Origin of the sequence: Streptomyces sp. NBC_01381 (genome assembly GCF_026340305.1) — a bacterium.
GTDB lineage: Bacteria > Actinomycetota > Actinomycetes > Streptomycetales > Streptomycetaceae > Streptomyces.
Window position 1 is genome coordinate 19,397 of the sequence record NZ_JAPEPI010000007.1, and the last position, 13,652, is coordinate 33,048.

General features: G+C 68.8%; 13 protein-coding genes. 8 read left to right on the top strand and 5 right to left on the bottom strand.

Going from position 1 to position 13,652, the window contains the following annotated elements; all coding sequences use genetic code 11:
* From OG453_RS44920 to OG453_RS44945, 6 genes are all read left to right on the top strand, one after another.
* Positions 1-756: an oxidoreductase gene (locus tag OG453_RS44920; RefSeq protein ID WP_266874622.1), complete on the top strand. Its 756-nt coding sequence runs from the start codon at positions 1-3 to the stop codon at positions 754-756.
* Entirely contained in the window at positions 753-2,084 is a 1,332-nt protein-coding gene (locus tag OG453_RS44925) for a Ni/Fe hydrogenase subunit alpha (RefSeq protein WP_266874623.1), read from the top strand. Before OG453_RS44920 ends, OG453_RS44925 begins: the two co-directional genes overlap by 4 nt.
* A gap of 17 nt (positions 2,085-2,101) precedes the next feature.
* Entirely contained in the window at positions 2,102-2,761 is a 660-nt protein-coding gene (locus tag OG453_RS44930; RefSeq protein ID WP_266874624.1) for a CBS domain-containing protein, read from the top strand.
* Positions 2,758-3,858, top strand: a complete 1,101-nt coding sequence (gene hypD / locus OG453_RS44935; RefSeq protein ID WP_266874625.1) for a hydrogenase formation protein HypD — start codon at positions 2,758-2,760, stop codon at positions 3,856-3,858. Before OG453_RS44930 ends, hypD begins: the two co-directional genes overlap by 4 nt.
* Complete coding sequence (gene hypE / locus OG453_RS44940; protein ID WP_266874626.1) at positions 3,855-4,889, top strand: hydrogenase expression/formation protein HypE; 1,035 nt, start codon at positions 3,855-3,857, stop codon at positions 4,887-4,889. The genes hypD and hypE overlap by 4 nt, the downstream gene beginning before the upstream one ends.
* A gap of 104 nt (positions 4,890-4,993) precedes the next feature.
* Positions 4,994-5,677, top strand: coding sequence for a response regulator transcription factor (locus tag OG453_RS44945; RefSeq protein WP_266874627.1), 684 nt, complete (start codon positions 4,994-4,996; stop codon positions 5,675-5,677).
* Between the two features lie 11 nt (positions 5,678-5,688).
* Here OG453_RS44945 and OG453_RS44950 read toward each other — a convergent pair whose 3' ends face one another.
* Positions 5,689-7,410, bottom strand: a complete 1,722-nt coding sequence (locus OG453_RS44950) for a GAF domain-containing sensor histidine kinase (protein WP_266874628.1) — start codon at positions 7,408-7,410, stop codon at positions 5,689-5,691.
* Positions 7,411-8,092: 682 nt separating this feature from the next.
* Between OG453_RS44950 and OG453_RS44955 the strand changes: the two genes are divergently transcribed.
* Positions 8,093-9,811 carry a GAF domain-containing protein gene (locus tag OG453_RS44955; protein ID WP_266874629.1) on the top strand — a complete coding sequence of 573 codons (1,719 nt, stop codon included), beginning with the start codon at positions 8,093-8,095 and terminating at the stop codon, positions 9,809-9,811.
* Between the two features lie 23 nt (positions 9,812-9,834).
* On the opposite strand, the gene OG453_RS44960 is transcribed toward OG453_RS44955, so the two are convergent.
* Genes OG453_RS44960 through OG453_RS44975 form a run of 4 tightly spaced genes read right to left on the bottom strand, consistent with a single transcriptional unit; the run spans position 9,835 to position 13,233 of the window.
* Complete coding sequence (locus tag OG453_RS44960; RefSeq protein WP_266874630.1) at positions 9,835-10,530, bottom strand: response regulator transcription factor; 696 nt, start codon at positions 10,528-10,530, stop codon at positions 9,835-9,837.
* Positions 10,531-10,580: 50 nt separating this feature from the next.
* The gene (locus tag OG453_RS44965) at positions 10,581-11,270 is read right to left on the bottom strand and encodes a CBS domain-containing protein (protein ID WP_266874631.1); all 690 of its coding nucleotides are present in this window, start codon (positions 11,268-11,270) and stop codon (positions 10,581-10,583) included.
* Between the two features lie 10 nt (positions 11,271-11,280).
* Positions 11,281-11,748: a cyclic nucleotide-binding domain-containing protein gene (locus OG453_RS44970; protein WP_266874632.1), complete on the bottom strand. Its 468-nt coding sequence runs from the start codon at positions 11,746-11,748 to the stop codon at positions 11,281-11,283.
* A gap of 30 nt (positions 11,749-11,778) precedes the next feature.
* The gene (locus tag OG453_RS44975; protein WP_266874633.1) at positions 11,779-13,233 is read right to left on the bottom strand and encodes an MBL fold metallo-hydrolase RNA specificity domain-containing protein; all 1,455 of its coding nucleotides are present in this window, start codon (positions 13,231-13,233) and stop codon (positions 11,779-11,781) included.
* Positions 13,234-13,420: 187 nt separating this feature from the next.
* Between OG453_RS44975 and OG453_RS44980 the strand changes: the two genes are divergently transcribed.
* On the top strand, positions 13,421-13,652 hold a 232-nt coding region (locus tag OG453_RS44980; RefSeq protein ID WP_266874634.1), incomplete at its 3' end, for a SulP family inorganic anion transporter.

The window sequence follows — 13,652 nt, forward strand, 5'->3', positions numbered from 1 at the left end:
ATGAGTCCGCCGACCCTGGCCGTCTTCAAGCTGGCCTCATGCGACGGCTGCCAGCTCACTCTGCTCGACTGCGAGGACGAACTCCTCGGTCTTGCCGGGCGGGTGCGGATCGCCCACTTCCTGGAGGCCACCAGCGCCGTGCGCCCCGGCCCCTACGACCTCGCGCTGGTGGAGGGCTCGGTCACCACAGCCGCCGACGCCGAGCGAATTCGCGCCATCCGGGCCGCCTCCCGCCACTTGGTGACGATCGGCGCCTGCGCGACGGCCGGCGGCGTTCAGGCGCTGCGGAACTTCGCGGACGTCGACGAGTTCACCCGCACCGTCTACGCCCGCCCCGACTACATCGACACGCTCGCCACCTCTACCCCCGTCTCCGCGCACGTGGACGTCGACTTCGAACTGCGCGGCTGCCCCATCGACCGCCGCCAGCTCCTGGAGGTCATCACCGCGTACCTGGCAGGACGCAAGCCCGACATCCCGAACAACAGCGTCTGCTTCGAGTGCAAGCGGCGCGGCACGGTCTGCGTCACCGTCGCCCACGGCACCCCTTGTCTGGGCCCGGTCACGCATGCCGGCTGCGGGGCGATCTGTCCGGCCTACGGACGCGGCTGCTACGGCTGCTTCGGCCCGTCCGGGTCGGTGAACCTGCCCGCGCTCATCCCGGTGCTGAACCGCGACGGCATGGACGACCGCGACACCGAACGCTTCCTGCACACCTTCAACACCGCCGCGTTCGAAGAGGAGTTGCGCCGATGACGCACCGGGGATCCCGCGTCCTGCACGTCGGCTCGCTCTCCAGGGTCGAGGGCGAAGGCGCACTGCACCTGAGCGTCCACGACGGGACCGTCACCGAGGCGCGGCTGCAAATCTATGAACCGCCGCGGTTCTTCGAGGCGTTCCTGCGGGGGAGGGCGCACACCGAACCCCCGGACATCACCGCCCGGGTGTGCGGGATCTGCCCGGTCGCCTATCAGATGAGTGCCTGCGCCGCGATCGAGGACGCGTGCGGGGTCACCGTCGACCCGGCCCTGCGCGAGTTGCGACGGCTGCTGTACTGCGGCGAATGGATCGAGAGCCAGACCCTCCACATCTACCTCCTGCATGCCCCCGACTTCCTCGGATGCGACGGCGCCATCGAGCTGGCCCGCACCGCACGCGGCCACGTCGAGCGGGGCCTGCGCCTGAAGCAGGCGGGCAACGCGATCCTCGAACTGCTCGGCGGGCGCGCCATCCACCCCGTCAACGTCCGCCTGGGCGGCTTCCACCGCACTCCGACAGCCGGGGAACTGAGGCCGCTGGCCGATCAGCTGAAGCGGGCCCTGGATGATGCCTGGCAGACCGTCGCATGGGTATCGGGCTTCGACTTCCCCGATGCGGAGATCGACGCCGACCTGTTCGCGCTGGCCGATCCGGGAACGTACGCCATAGAGAGCGGCACCCCCACCGTCCTGCGCGCCGACGGCACCCTGAGCACCTTCCCGCTCCCGGCCTTCCTGGACCACGTGCACGAGGAACACCTCCCGCACTCCACCGCTCTGCACTCCGCCCTTGACGGACGCCGCCATCTCACCGGTTCGCTGGCCCGGTTCGCGATCAGCGGCCGCCGGCTGTCGCGTCCGGCAGTGGAGGCGTCCCTCGCCGCCGGACTTGGTGATCCGCGCGCGGGGGCGGTCTGCCGCAATCCCTTCCGGTCGATCCTGGTCCGGGCCGTCGAGGTCGTCTACGCGGTCGATGAAGCGCTGCGGATCATCGACACGTACGAACCGCCGCGACGCCCGTACACCGATGTCCCGGCTGCCGCGGGCACCGGTCACGGAGCGACGGAGGCGCCCCGAGGGCTGCTCTACCACCGCTACGTGCTGGACGCCGAAGGCACTGTCACCGACGCCTGTCTCGTGCCGCCCACGGCGCAGAACCAAGGCGCCATCGAGGACGACCTGCGCCGCACCGCTCAGCACGCGATCACACAACGCGCATCGGCAGACGACGAGCTGACACGGCTGTGCGAGCGGGTCATCCGCAACCACGACCCGTGCATTTCCTGCTCCACACACTTCCTGGACCTGACCATCGACCGCACCTGACCCTTCGGGAGGACGCCGTGCTCCACTCCCCGCGCACCGTGAGCGACGTGATGACCCACACCGTCATCGCCGTGGGCCGAGAGGCCCCCTTCAAGGAGATCGTCGAGCTGATGGGTCAGTGGAAGGTCAGCGCGCTGCCCGTCCTGGCGGGCGAGGGCCGGGTGATCGGCGTGGTCTCCGAGGCGGATCTGCTGCCCAAGGAGGAGTTCCGCGACAGCGACCCCACGCGATTCGATCAGTTGCGCCGCCTCCCCGACCTCGCGAAGGCGGGCGGCCTGACCGCGGGCGAGGTGATGAGCACCCCTGCTGTCAGCGTCCACTCGGACACCACGCTCCCGCAGGCCGCCCGCATCATGGCCCTGCGGCACATCAAGCGACTCCCCGTGATCGACGCCCATGGCCTGCTGCAGGGCGTGGTCAGCCGCAGCGACCTGCTGAAGGTGTTCCTGCGCACCGACGAGGAACTCGCGGACGAGGTGACCCGCACCGTGACGGCCTTCCTCTTCCCGGACGGGGCCGTCACGGTCGCGGTCGAAGGCGGCGTGGTCACTCTCGGCGGAGAGATCCGCGACAGGACCCTCGTGCCGGTGGCCGCCCGGCTCACGCGGGCCGTCGAAGGCGTCGTGGACGTGCGCGTGGAACCGGCCGAACCGGCGCCGCGGACACCGCCCCGATGAAGTACCTCGACGAGTACCGCGACCCCGCCCTGGCCCGGCAGTTGCTCGCGGAGCTGGGGCGCACCGCGACACACCCCTGGCAGATCATGGAGGTGTGCGGCGGCCAGACCCACACCCTCGTCCGCCAGGGCATCGACGAACTCCTGCCCGCCGGCATCCGCATGATCCACGGTCCCGGCTGCCCGGTCTGCGTCACCCCACTGGAGACCCTCGACCGCGCCATGGCCATCGCCGCGCGCCCCGGCGTGATCCTCACCAGCTTCGGCGACATGCTGCGGGTCCCCGGCAGCACCACCGACCTGCTTGCCCTGCGCGCTCGTGGAGCGGACGTACGGGTGGTCTACTCGCCGATGGACGCGGTAAGGACCGCCGAGGAGAACCCCGACCGCGAAGTGGTCTTCCTCGCCGTCGGGTTCGAGACCACGGCTCCCGCCAACGCCATGGCCGTCCTGCACGCTGACCGGATCGGCCTCTCCAACTTCTCGCTCCTGGTCAGCCATGTCCTCGTGCCACCCGCCATGATCGCCCTCCTTGAGGACACGGAATGTGAGGTCGAGGCGTTCCTGGCTGCCGGGCACGTGTGCGCGGTCATGGGATGGACGCAGTACGAGCCGATCGCCTCGCGATATCAGGTGCCCGTTGTGGTTACCGGCTTTGAGCCGCTCGACCTGCTGGAAGGGATCCTGATGGCCGTCGCCCAGCTCGAAGAGGGGCGGCACGACGTCGAGAACCAGTACGTACGAGCCGTGAATCGCACGGGCAACACCGCGGCCAAGGACGTCCTCACCCGCGTCTTCCGCATCACGGACCGGGCCTGGCGCGGCATCGGCACGCTTCCGGCCAGCGGGCTCGAACTCGCCCCGGAATACTCCTCCTTCGACGCGGTTCGCCGCTTCGACGTGAGCGGTCTGCACTCCGTCGAGGATCCCGCCTGCATCGCCGGGGCCATCCTCACGGGCGCCCGGCTGCCCACCGACTGCACCGCATACGGGGTGCGCTGCACGCCCCGTACCCCACTCGGCGCCCCCATGGTCTCCAGCGAGGGCACTTGTGCGGCCTTCCACGCCGCCGGACGAACCAGGAGCGCACCGGCATGAACCTCGACTGCCCTCTGCCATACAACGACAACGAACTCATCCAGTTGGGCCATGGTGCGGGCGGCCGGCTCACCGCCGAGCTGCTGGACACGCTGGTCCTGCCCGCACTGGGCGGGCAACCGAACGGTCCGCTTGAAGATGCGGCTCTCCTGCCAGGGGACAGCGAACTCGTCGTCTCCACAGACTCGTTCGTTGTCAGCCCGCTGGCCTTCCCCGGCGGGGACATCGGGTCCCTGGCCGTCCACGGCACGGTCAATGACCTGGCCATGCGTGGTGCGATGCCACTCGCCCTGACCCTCGCGGTGATCGCAGAGGAAGGACTTCCACTGGCCGAACTCCGCGCGGTCCTCGACTCGGCGGGCAAGGCGGCACACCAGGCTGGCGTCCCCGTCATCACCGGGGACACCAAGGTCGTGGGAAGAGGCGCCGCCGACCGTCTCTTCCTCAACACGACCGGCATCGGCCGCCGCATCCCAGGCCTTGTCCCCTCGGCCGCCGGGGCCCGCTCCGGCGACGCCGTTCTGCTCTCCGGCCCGATCGGTCTGCACGGCACCGCTGTCCTCTCCACTCGCGAGGGGCTCGGCTTCGAAACCGACATCGCCTCGGACACCCGTCCACTGCACCGCCTCGTCCAGGCCCTCGCCCCACTCGGCGGCGCTGTCCACAGCCTGCGGGACCCCACCCGGGGAGGCCTTGCCGCCTCACTGAACGAGATCGCGCACTCCTCGGGAGTCGGCGTGGAGGTCGACGAGCGTGCTGTGCCTGTTCCCCCGGCCGTCGCCGCCGCCTGCGACCTGCTCGGTCTCGATCCGTTCATCGTCGCCAATGAAGGCTGCTTGGTCGCCTTCGTTGCGGCCGACAGAGCCGACGAGGCGCTCGCCGTACTTCGCTCATATCCCGAAGGAGCTCAGGCCGTCCGTATCGGGCACTGCACAGCAGGTCCGGCTGGCCGGGTCGAGCTGCTCACTCTGATAGGTGCGCGGCGGGTCCTGGATATGCCTCTCGGTGAGCAACTGCCGCGCATCTGCTGAGAGATGACCTCGGAACGAGGCTACTGGGGCCCATCCGGCCCTGGCGCGCCGCACCTCCCACCCGACACGATCTGGATGAGACCGTCGACACTCAGGGGGCAGCCATGGCCGTACGTACGTTCTCACCGGAACACCCGATCCGCGTGTTCCTCCTCGATGATCATGAGGTCGTGCGCAGGGGAGTCCACGATCTGCTTGACGCGGAGCCCGACATCTCGGTCATCGGCGAGGCGGGCACTGGCGAGCAGGCCTTGGTCCGCGGCCCCGCCCTGCGCCCGGACGTGGCCGTCCTCGACATACGCCTGCCTGACAGTGATGGCATTACCGTCTGCCGTGAACTGCGGTCGCAGATGCCGGAGGTGGCCTGCCTCATGCTGACCTCGTTCGATGACGACGACGCTCTGCTGGACGCGATCATGGCGGGCGCCGCAGGCTATGTCCTGAAGCAGATCAAGGGCACTGATCTGGTCGACGCGGTCCGCACCGTCGCCGCCGGCCAGTCCCTGCTCGATCCGGCCACCACGACCCGGTTGATGAGTACGTTGCGGGGGCCTGACGAGGTGGTGGCGTCGCCGGACGACAAGCTGGCGGGGCTGACCGAACGCGAGCGGAGCATCCTGACCCTGATCGGCGAGGGCCTGACCAACCGGCAGATCGGTAAGCAGCTCTACCTCTCCGAGAAGACCGTCAAGAACCACATCTCCCGACTCCTGTCGAAGCTCGGAGTGGAACGCCGCATCCAAGCCGCCGTGATCGCCGCCCATTTCGACTCGGACCGGCTGACCTGATCGCACCGGGCTCACCGGCCCGGCAGCGGAACCCGCCACTCCAGGCGTGTGCCACCATCCGGTCCGCTCCCTACGGCCAGCGTGCCACCCAGCCCCTCGGCCCGCTCGGCGATGTTGCGCAGACCGCTCCGGTGCCCGCCTTCGTCGATGCCGACGCCGTTGTCCGTCACGATGAGCGTCAGCTGTCCCTTTCGTACGACGATGGAGACATCAGCGGCCGATGCCTGGGCGTGCCGGGTGATGTTGGCGAGAGCCTCACTCAGCACGGCCACCGCATCGTCGGCCACGGTGGCAGGCACATCGACGTCGATCAGGCCCTCCATGCGCAGCGCGGGTGTGAAGCCGAGGACAGCAACCGCCTCCTCCAGCGTCCGCGCGATCCGCACGCGTAACCCGGGGCCGGTCATGGTGCTCGCGTCATGAGCGCGAAGCCCGAAGATGGTCGAACGGATGATCTTGATAGTGGTGTCGAGATCGTCCACCGCTCGTGTCAAGCGTTCGGAGGCCTCGGGGTGCTGGACGAAGCGTTGAGCACTCTGGAGGGTCATGCCGGTCGCGAACAGACGTTGAATGGCCAGGTCATGAAGGTCCCGAGCGATCCGATCCCGGTCCTCGAACAGGCTGATCTGCTCGGCGTCCCGCCGTCTGTCCGCCAACTCCAGGGCCAGCGCGGCCTGTCCGGCGAAACCGGGCAGTGGGGCGATCTCGGCTTGGCTGAAGGAGGGCCGACCGGTGCGCCGTGCAAGAACCAGCACGCCGCGCAACCCGTCGGCGGTTCCCATGGGAACGGCCACCGCCGGGCCCATTCCCTTCCACCTCTCCGGGCTGAAGGTGACCCGGGGATCACTGGCCGCGTCCCCTGTGGCGACCAGTCCGCCTTCGCTCAACGCGGCTCCGGCCAGGGTTCCTTGCCGGGGGATTCGCTGGCCTTGGTGTACCTCGGCGCCCTCACCGAGGGCGAGGGCCCCTTGCAGCTCTTGCGTCTCCGCCACCACCAGATCCACGACACCGATGTCGGCCGAGGTGATCGCCAGGGCGCGCTCAACCATCAACTCCAGTACGCGGGCCTCGGGGGTTCCGGACAGCAGGGCGTTGGTGAGCTCGGCGCCGGCGGTCAGCCACCGCTCGCGCAGCCGCGCCTCGTCGTAAAGCCGGGCGTTCTCAATGGCCACCCCCGCCGCCACGGCAAGGGTGGACAGCACTGACAGGTCCTCGGCGTCGAACTCGACTCCGCCTCGTTTCTCGGTGAGGTAGAGGTTCCCGAACACCTTCTCGCGCACCCGGATGGGCACGCCGAGGAACGAGTTCATGGGCGGGTGATGAGCCGGGAAGCCGGACGAGGCCGGGTGCTCCGACAGCTCGCGAAGCCGCAACGGCTCGGGGTGCCGGATCAACTCGCCGAGCAGCCCGTGCCCCGAGGGAAGATCACCGATCTGCGCCTGGACCTGCTCGTTGATCCCCACCGGCAGGAACTCGTCCAGTTTGCTCCCCGCGCCGATGACGCCGAGCGCTCCATACTCCGCGTCCACCAACGTCACGGCGGTCTCGACGATGCGCCGGAGCACTTGAGGGAGGTCCAGCTCTCGCCCGACCGAGAGCACCGCTTCCAGCAGGCCGTGCAGCCGGTCCCGGGTGCCGCGGACCGCGTCGATGCGTACCTGCAACTCTTCGAGCAGCTCATCGAGCCGTAATCGTGGTAACTGCCCTGAGCCGCCGCGCTGTTCGCCTGCCATGTGCTGCCTCCGCCGGAGTGTGTCGGACAGGACGTACAGATGTGCCCCTAACAGTAGTCATACGGCGGGGGAGTGGGAGAGCGTGACAAGTCCGATTCCATTGGGACATCAGGAGGTTGCGCGTACGGCTGGGCCGGGGCGTGGTGCGGGTGTCGCCGAAGGAGAGCACGGAATTGAAGAGCGTCGTGCCGCAGTCGATCACGGTCACCAGCGCCTTCCATGTCTCTGTCTCAGCCGCGTGTGGCGATGGCCAAGTAGCCTTTTGGGCGGGGACCATCGGGCCTCAAAGAAGCCCCAGCGGGCCCCTGACGAGTCCACATGCGTGCGCGACCATGAGATCAGCATGGATGCGATCCGACCAACCATCCATGCAGGGCACCCTCCCGACAGCGAGGGTGCCGCCGGGGCGGCAGGCGTCTCCGTGCAGGAGCGTGGACGCCTGGGTGTCCGTGCGGTCGGAGTCGGACCGAGCCGCACGGACGCATCCCCTCACTCATGGGGCACAGCGGCGCCCGGACACAGATCACCCGGCTCGATACCGAGGAATACGGCCCAGGGACCGGCGGCACGTGCGTGACTAGTCCGACAGGCCGCAGGACTCTGCACCGAAGAGCCCCGAGGTCGGCTCCGGGCTACGGTGGAAAGCAGGGAGGGGATGTCGTCCTAGCAATGGCGGAAAGCGATGGCGCGGGAGATCGGGACAGGCCCCGAATACTTGCCGCGGCTGCGCCTGGCCGAACTGCTCGCCGAAGCCCAGGTGCGGATCGACGCGATCCGCGGCACTCAGCATCGGGTCGATGAGCTGCTTGAGGCGGTGCTCGCGGTCGGCCGGGGCCTTGACCTCCCCCAGGTCCTGCGGCACATCGTCGAGACCGCGGTGTCACTGGTCGACGCCGAGTACGGCGCCCTAGGGGTCATCGGGGAAGACCAGCAGCTCTCCCAGTTCCTGCCAGTCGGGGTCAGCGCGGAACAGAGGGAGGCCATCGGCCACCTGCCGTCCGGCCACGGCATTCTTGGAGAGTTGATCCGTCACCCCCGGCCGTTGCGCCTTGCTGAACTGTCGGCGCATCCGGCTTCTTACGGTTTCCCGCCGCACCATCCGCCGATGCATTCGTTCCTCGGGGTGCCCATCCGGGTGCGGGACGAAGTCTTCGGCAACCTGTACCTCACCGAGAAGCGCGGGGGCCGGGAGTTCGACCAAGAGGACGAGACCGTGCTCGCAACTTTGGCCGTGGCGGCCGGCGTGGCCATCGAGAACGCCCGCCTCTACGAAGAGTCCCAATACCGCCAGAGTTGGCTCGAGGCGAACAAGGACGTCACGTCACTCCTTCTGTCCGGCGAGGAAGAGCTTGACGTACTACACCTGGTGGTGGAACGTGCCCGCCGTATTCTCCGGGCAGACCTGGGAGTCATCGCGCTCCCGCTGGCGGGCACGGACGAGCTGGTCGTGGCCCTCGCCGAGGGGGTCGGCGCGGGGACGTACCGCCAGATGAGGTTGCCCCGGACGGGCTCCTTCGTGGGCGCCGCCATGACCCGGGCCGAACCGGTCACCAGCACCCACCTGGCAACGGACTCTCAGGTCACGGCGGGTCCGGCACGCTGGTCGGAGTTCGGGCCTGCCGTCGCCGTTCCCATCGGTACGCGGGACGGCGTGCGGGGTGTCCTGCTGCTGGCCCACACCACGGCGGGTGCCGCCTTCACCGTCACCGAGACGGCGCCGCTCCTCGCGTACGCCGGGCAGGCGGCGCTGGCCATGGAGCTCGCCGAACGGCGCCGCGAGACCGAGCAGATCACTCTGCTGGAGGACCGCGACCGCATCGCACGCGATCTGCACGACCTGGCCATCCAACGGCTCTTCGCCACCGGGATGACCCTGCAGAGTGCGCTGAGGTTCGTGGATCATCCTGAGGCCGAGGACCGGCTGCTGCGGGCGGTGGATGATCTCGACGAGACGATCAAGGTCATCCGCTCCACGATCTTCGGTCTGCGTGCGAAGGAGAGCGGGCCCGCCGCTCGGGGGCTGCGCACACGCATGGTCAGAGCGGTCCAGGAGGCCGTCGCGACGCTCGGATTCACACCGCTGCTGCGGATGGAGGGATTGGTCGACACCGACGTACCACCGGCGGTCGCGGACCACGTAGTCGCCGTGCTCCAGGAGGCCCTGTCCAACGTGGCACGGCACGCACGGGCGCGGACGGCCGCCGTATCGCTGGTCGTGAAAACTGATCACCTTAAGCTCACGGTGAGTGACGACGGCCTCGGGATCCCGGACGAGGGTGGTCGGCGCAGCGGCCTGCGGAACCTTGCCGAGCGAGCCGCCGCGCTCGACGGCACCCTGACACTGAAGTCGCCGGACGGCGGTGGTACCCGCCTGGTATGGCAGGTGCCGCTGCCGTCCTGAGCGGCGGAGTCCCAGACCCCGGCTCAGGAGCGCCCGTCTCCCCCGGGCGGGTTCGGGTGTGCCTGGGTTGCCAGGACGGCCGCTTGGATGCGCCGCTCCACGCCGAGTTTGGCGAGCAGCCGGGAGATGTGGTTCTTCACGGTCTTCTCCGACAGGAAGAGCCGCTTCGCGATCTCGCGGTTGGTCAGCCCTTCGCCGATGAGCACCAGGACATCACTCTCGCGCGGGGAAAGATGCGGGAGCACCGGCTCGTCCTGATCTGCTGGGTCGTGGCGGAGGGTCCGCATCAGCCGTGTGGTCGTCTCGGGGTCGAGGAGCGACTGGCCGGCGGCCACCGTGCGGACCGCGTGGACCAGGTCGGAGCCCTTGATCTGTTTGAGTACGTAGCCCGCGGCCCCGGCCATGATCGCGTCGAGCAGTGCATCGTCGTCGTCGAAGGACGTCAGCATGAGGCAGGCCAGGTCCGGCATACGTGCCCGCAGTTCCCTGCAGACGGCGATGCCGTTGCCGTCCGGAAGCCGCACGTCGAGCACGGCGACATCGGGGCGCAGGGCGGGCCCCCGAGCGAGCGCGTGGGACGTGGTACCGGCCTCGCCGACCACCACCATGTCGGCTTCGGCATCGAGGAGGTCATGCAGCCCACGCCGCACCACCTCGTGGTCGTCGACCAGGAAGACCTTGATCGGCGACTCTTTCGAGAACGCTCGTACGTCCGCCATGTCTGCCCCTTGCGCGCCGTGCCGCCCGCTGGTTCCGGATCCCCATCAGATCAGTCATCGGCTCCCAGGGGGCGCACCTGAGGCCGTGCGTCCCGGGCGTCGAGTGCCCATTCCACGTCCACCACGCCCTCCACCGCGCGGACGACGCGGGACACCACCGGTACCAGCGAGGTGTCGCGGATCCGGCCACTCAGGGTGACTACGCCCTGGGTGACACGGACCCACAGCTCGCCTGGGAACAGCCCGGGGGACAGGAGACTGCCGATCTCCTCACGGACTTCGTCGGCGAGTTCCGCGTCCGTGCGCAGGAAGACCTTGAGGAGATCACGGCGGCTGACGACCCCCTCGAGACGGCCATCAGCATCGACCACGGGCAGTCGCTTGACTTCGTTGACTGCCATGATCCGTGCTGCCTGCGCGAGATTCATCCGGGCACGGACCGTGACCGCCGGACTGGTCATGATCTGCTCGGCGGTAGACGCCCCGGCCTTGGCCAGATCATCGAGGCGCGCCTGCCGCTCCCGCCACGACGGGTCGCTGTTTCTGAACTCCTCTTTGGGTAGTAGATCGGCTTCGGAGACCACACCGACCACGGTGCGCTCGCGGTCCAGTACAGGAACAGCGCTGACCTGCCATCGGGTCATGGCTTCGACGATCTCCCTGAATCCCGCCTTCTGCAGGACTGCGACCGCGGGCCTACTCATCACCTCACCCACGAGGTACGGACCTTGGTGGTGCATGGGATCCTCCTCAGTCCGACGGCGGGATGGTGCTGTTGCCGTAGGGGCCGTACAGGTCGAGGAGGCGTACCCGGGCCGACTGCAGCCGGTGCCCGATGATCTCCGCGACGCGACAGGCCAGGGCCAGACCGAGGGCCGGATCCGATGCGCACATGGCCCGCACCGCGACGGCATCGAACTCACGTGCTCGCACCGTCGAGGCCGCTTCGGCACCCAGGTGCCATTGATGCGGCGCTGTCAGCCAGGACCAGCCCAGCAGGTCCCCGGGGCCGAGCGATTCGACCACGGCCGCCTCCCGCCCCGGCACATGGATGTCCAGGTCCACTCGGCCGGTAGTGATGATCCAGAAGCGATCGGCGAGCCGGCCCTCGTTGAAGATCCGCTCCCCGGCCGGGAAGGTCACTTCTTGGCTGAGTCTCAGCAGGCGCTCACGCCCTTCGGGCGGTAGCGCGTTGAGCAGATTGGTCGCGGTGGTCATGTCCGTCCCTTCCTTCTCAACGGATCCTTCTCAGCGGACCAGGACGCGTTCGCCGGAGCGGGGCACGACGGCAGTCCACCCCAGGGTGCGATCGATCCGGTCGCGCAGTGTCCGGGCCGCCTCTTCCTCGCCGTGCACCAGATAGGTGGTGTTCGGAGCAGGTGAGTCGCGCAGCCAGTCGATGATCTGTCGGGCGTCCGCGTGTGCGGAGAAGCGCGGCAGGTTCACCACGTCGGCACGTACCGGCACGTAATCGCCGAACATCTTGAGGGCCGACGCGCCGTCGACGAGGTCCCGTGCCCTGGTGCCCCGTGCCGCGAATCCCACGACGATCACCGTGTTCCGGGGGTCGGGAAGCAGCCTGCGCAGATGGTGCAGAACGCGTCCGCCGGTGGCCATGCCGGAGGCGGAGACGATGATGCAGGGGCCGGCGCTGTGGTTGATCTCGATCGACTCCTGGACCGAGCGTGCCGCCAGGAAGGGTTCCGGGGAAATCGCCGCGGTGCCGGCCGCCAGGACATCCTCGCGCAGCTCTGGCGCCAGGTTCCTGATGGCCTCCCGGTAGACGTCCAGCGCGGCGAGCGCCATGGGGCTGTCGACGAACACCGGTACACCTTCGGGTAGTTGGCCGCTCCGGCGCAGGTCTGCCAGCTCATGCAGGACAATCTCGGTGCGGTCCACCGCGAACGCCGGGATGACCACGGTTCCCCTGCGGGCCAGGGTGCGTGCGATGACGTCGGCGAGGACCTCGGACTCACCGGAGTCTTCGTGCTCCCGGTTGCCGTAGGTCGACTCCATCAGCAGAGCGTCGGCGCCGGAGAATGGCTCCGGTGGGCGCAGCAACGGGTGTCCCGGACGTCCCAGGTCCCCGCTGACAGCGAGTGTGTGCCCGTCCTCCAGTGTCAGATGGGCCCAGCTGGAACCGAGGATGTGCCCGGCGCGGTACAGCCGGAGCCAGGTGTTCTTGGCGATCTCGGTGACAGCGCCGGTCCGTACTGGGGTGAAGAGTGCGAGTGTGCGGTCGACGTCCTCGTCGGTGTGGAGCGGCCGGGCCGGGTCGTGTCGCGACCAGCCGTGGCGGTTGGCATGGTCGGCCGTCTCCATCTGCAGTCGGGCGGAGTCGCGGAGCACGATCTCGGCGAGCCTCGCGGTGTACGCGCTGGTCACGATCTGCCCGCGGAAGCCGTTGCGGACGAGACGGGGGAGGTATCCGCAGTGGTCGAGGTGCGCGTGCGTCAGTACCACCGACTGTATCGATGAGGCTTCGTAGGAGGGACGGCGCCAGTTTCGGCGCCGCAGATCCGCGAGCCCCTGGAACAGGCCGCAGTCGACCATGATCCGTGCGTGGTCGCTTTCGACGAGGAACTTACTGCCGGTGACCGTGCCGACACCGCCGAGGAAGGTCAGCAGGGCCGGCCGGGCGTGTTCGGGCGGTGCGTCGGCGTCCTGGCGCGGGGAGTCCGGGGCGATTGCAGAGATGTCCACTGCGGTGCCTCCAGATAGCGTCCTTCGTATGCCTGCGTGCTTCTGCTTTCCATGGTCGCCCCGCTCCCCACATGCTCGATGGGGCCGGGTGTACCCCACTGAGGGACCGACAGGCCCATGCGTCGTCACTTGGCCCGGAACAGGATGAGCAGCGAAGCAGCTCTCGCGCAGGAAGGCGGCGGCGCCCATGGCCGAGCCGCGCGGTAGCGCTGCCTTTCTGGGCCGAGTGGCGCCGGGCCTGACAGTTCTGACCCACTACCGGCGTGCGGACCTGCGAGGCGATCTGCTCGCCGGTCTCACCGTCGCCGCGTATCTGATCCCCCAGGTGATGGCGTACGCCGTGGTGGCCGGTCTGCCTCCGATCACCGGCCTGTGGGCGGCCCTGCCCGCGATGGCCGTCTATGCGTTGCTCGGCTCGT

Bases quoted from the DNA above. Each gene is read 5' to 3' on its own strand.
- OG453_RS44920 (WP_266874622.1), top strand. From the start codon at position 1: ATGAGTCCGCCGACCCTGGCCGTCTTCAAGCTGGCCTCATGCGACGGC.
- OG453_RS44970 (WP_266874632.1), bottom strand. From the start codon at position 11,748: ATGACCACCGCGACCAATCTGCTCAACGCGCTACCGCCCGAAGGGCGT.
- OG453_RS44950 (WP_266874628.1), bottom strand. From the start codon at position 7,410: ATGGCAGGCGAACAGCGCGGCGGCTCAGGGCAGTTACCACGATTACGG.
- hypE (WP_266874626.1), top strand. From the start codon at position 3,855: ATGAACCTCGACTGCCCTCTGCCATACAACGACAACGAACTCATCCAG.
- OG453_RS44955 (WP_266874629.1), top strand. From the start codon at position 8,093: ATGGCGCGGGAGATCGGGACAGGCCCCGAATACTTGCCGCGGCTGCGC.
- OG453_RS44965 (WP_266874631.1), bottom strand. From the start codon at position 11,270: ATGCACCACCAAGGTCCGTACCTCGTGGGTGAGGTGATGAGTAGGCCC.
- OG453_RS44945 (WP_266874627.1), top strand. From the start codon at position 4,994: ATGGCCGTACGTACGTTCTCACCGGAACACCCGATCCGCGTGTTCCTC.
- OG453_RS44960 (WP_266874630.1), bottom strand. From the start codon at position 10,530: ATGGCGGACGTACGAGCGTTCTCGAAAGAGTCGCCGATCAAGGTCTTC.
- hypD (WP_266874625.1), top strand. From the start codon at position 2,758: ATGAAGTACCTCGACGAGTACCGCGACCCCGCCCTGGCCCGGCAGTTG.
- OG453_RS44925 (WP_266874623.1), top strand. From the start codon at position 753: ATGACGCACCGGGGATCCCGCGTCCTGCACGTCGGCTCGCTCTCCAGG.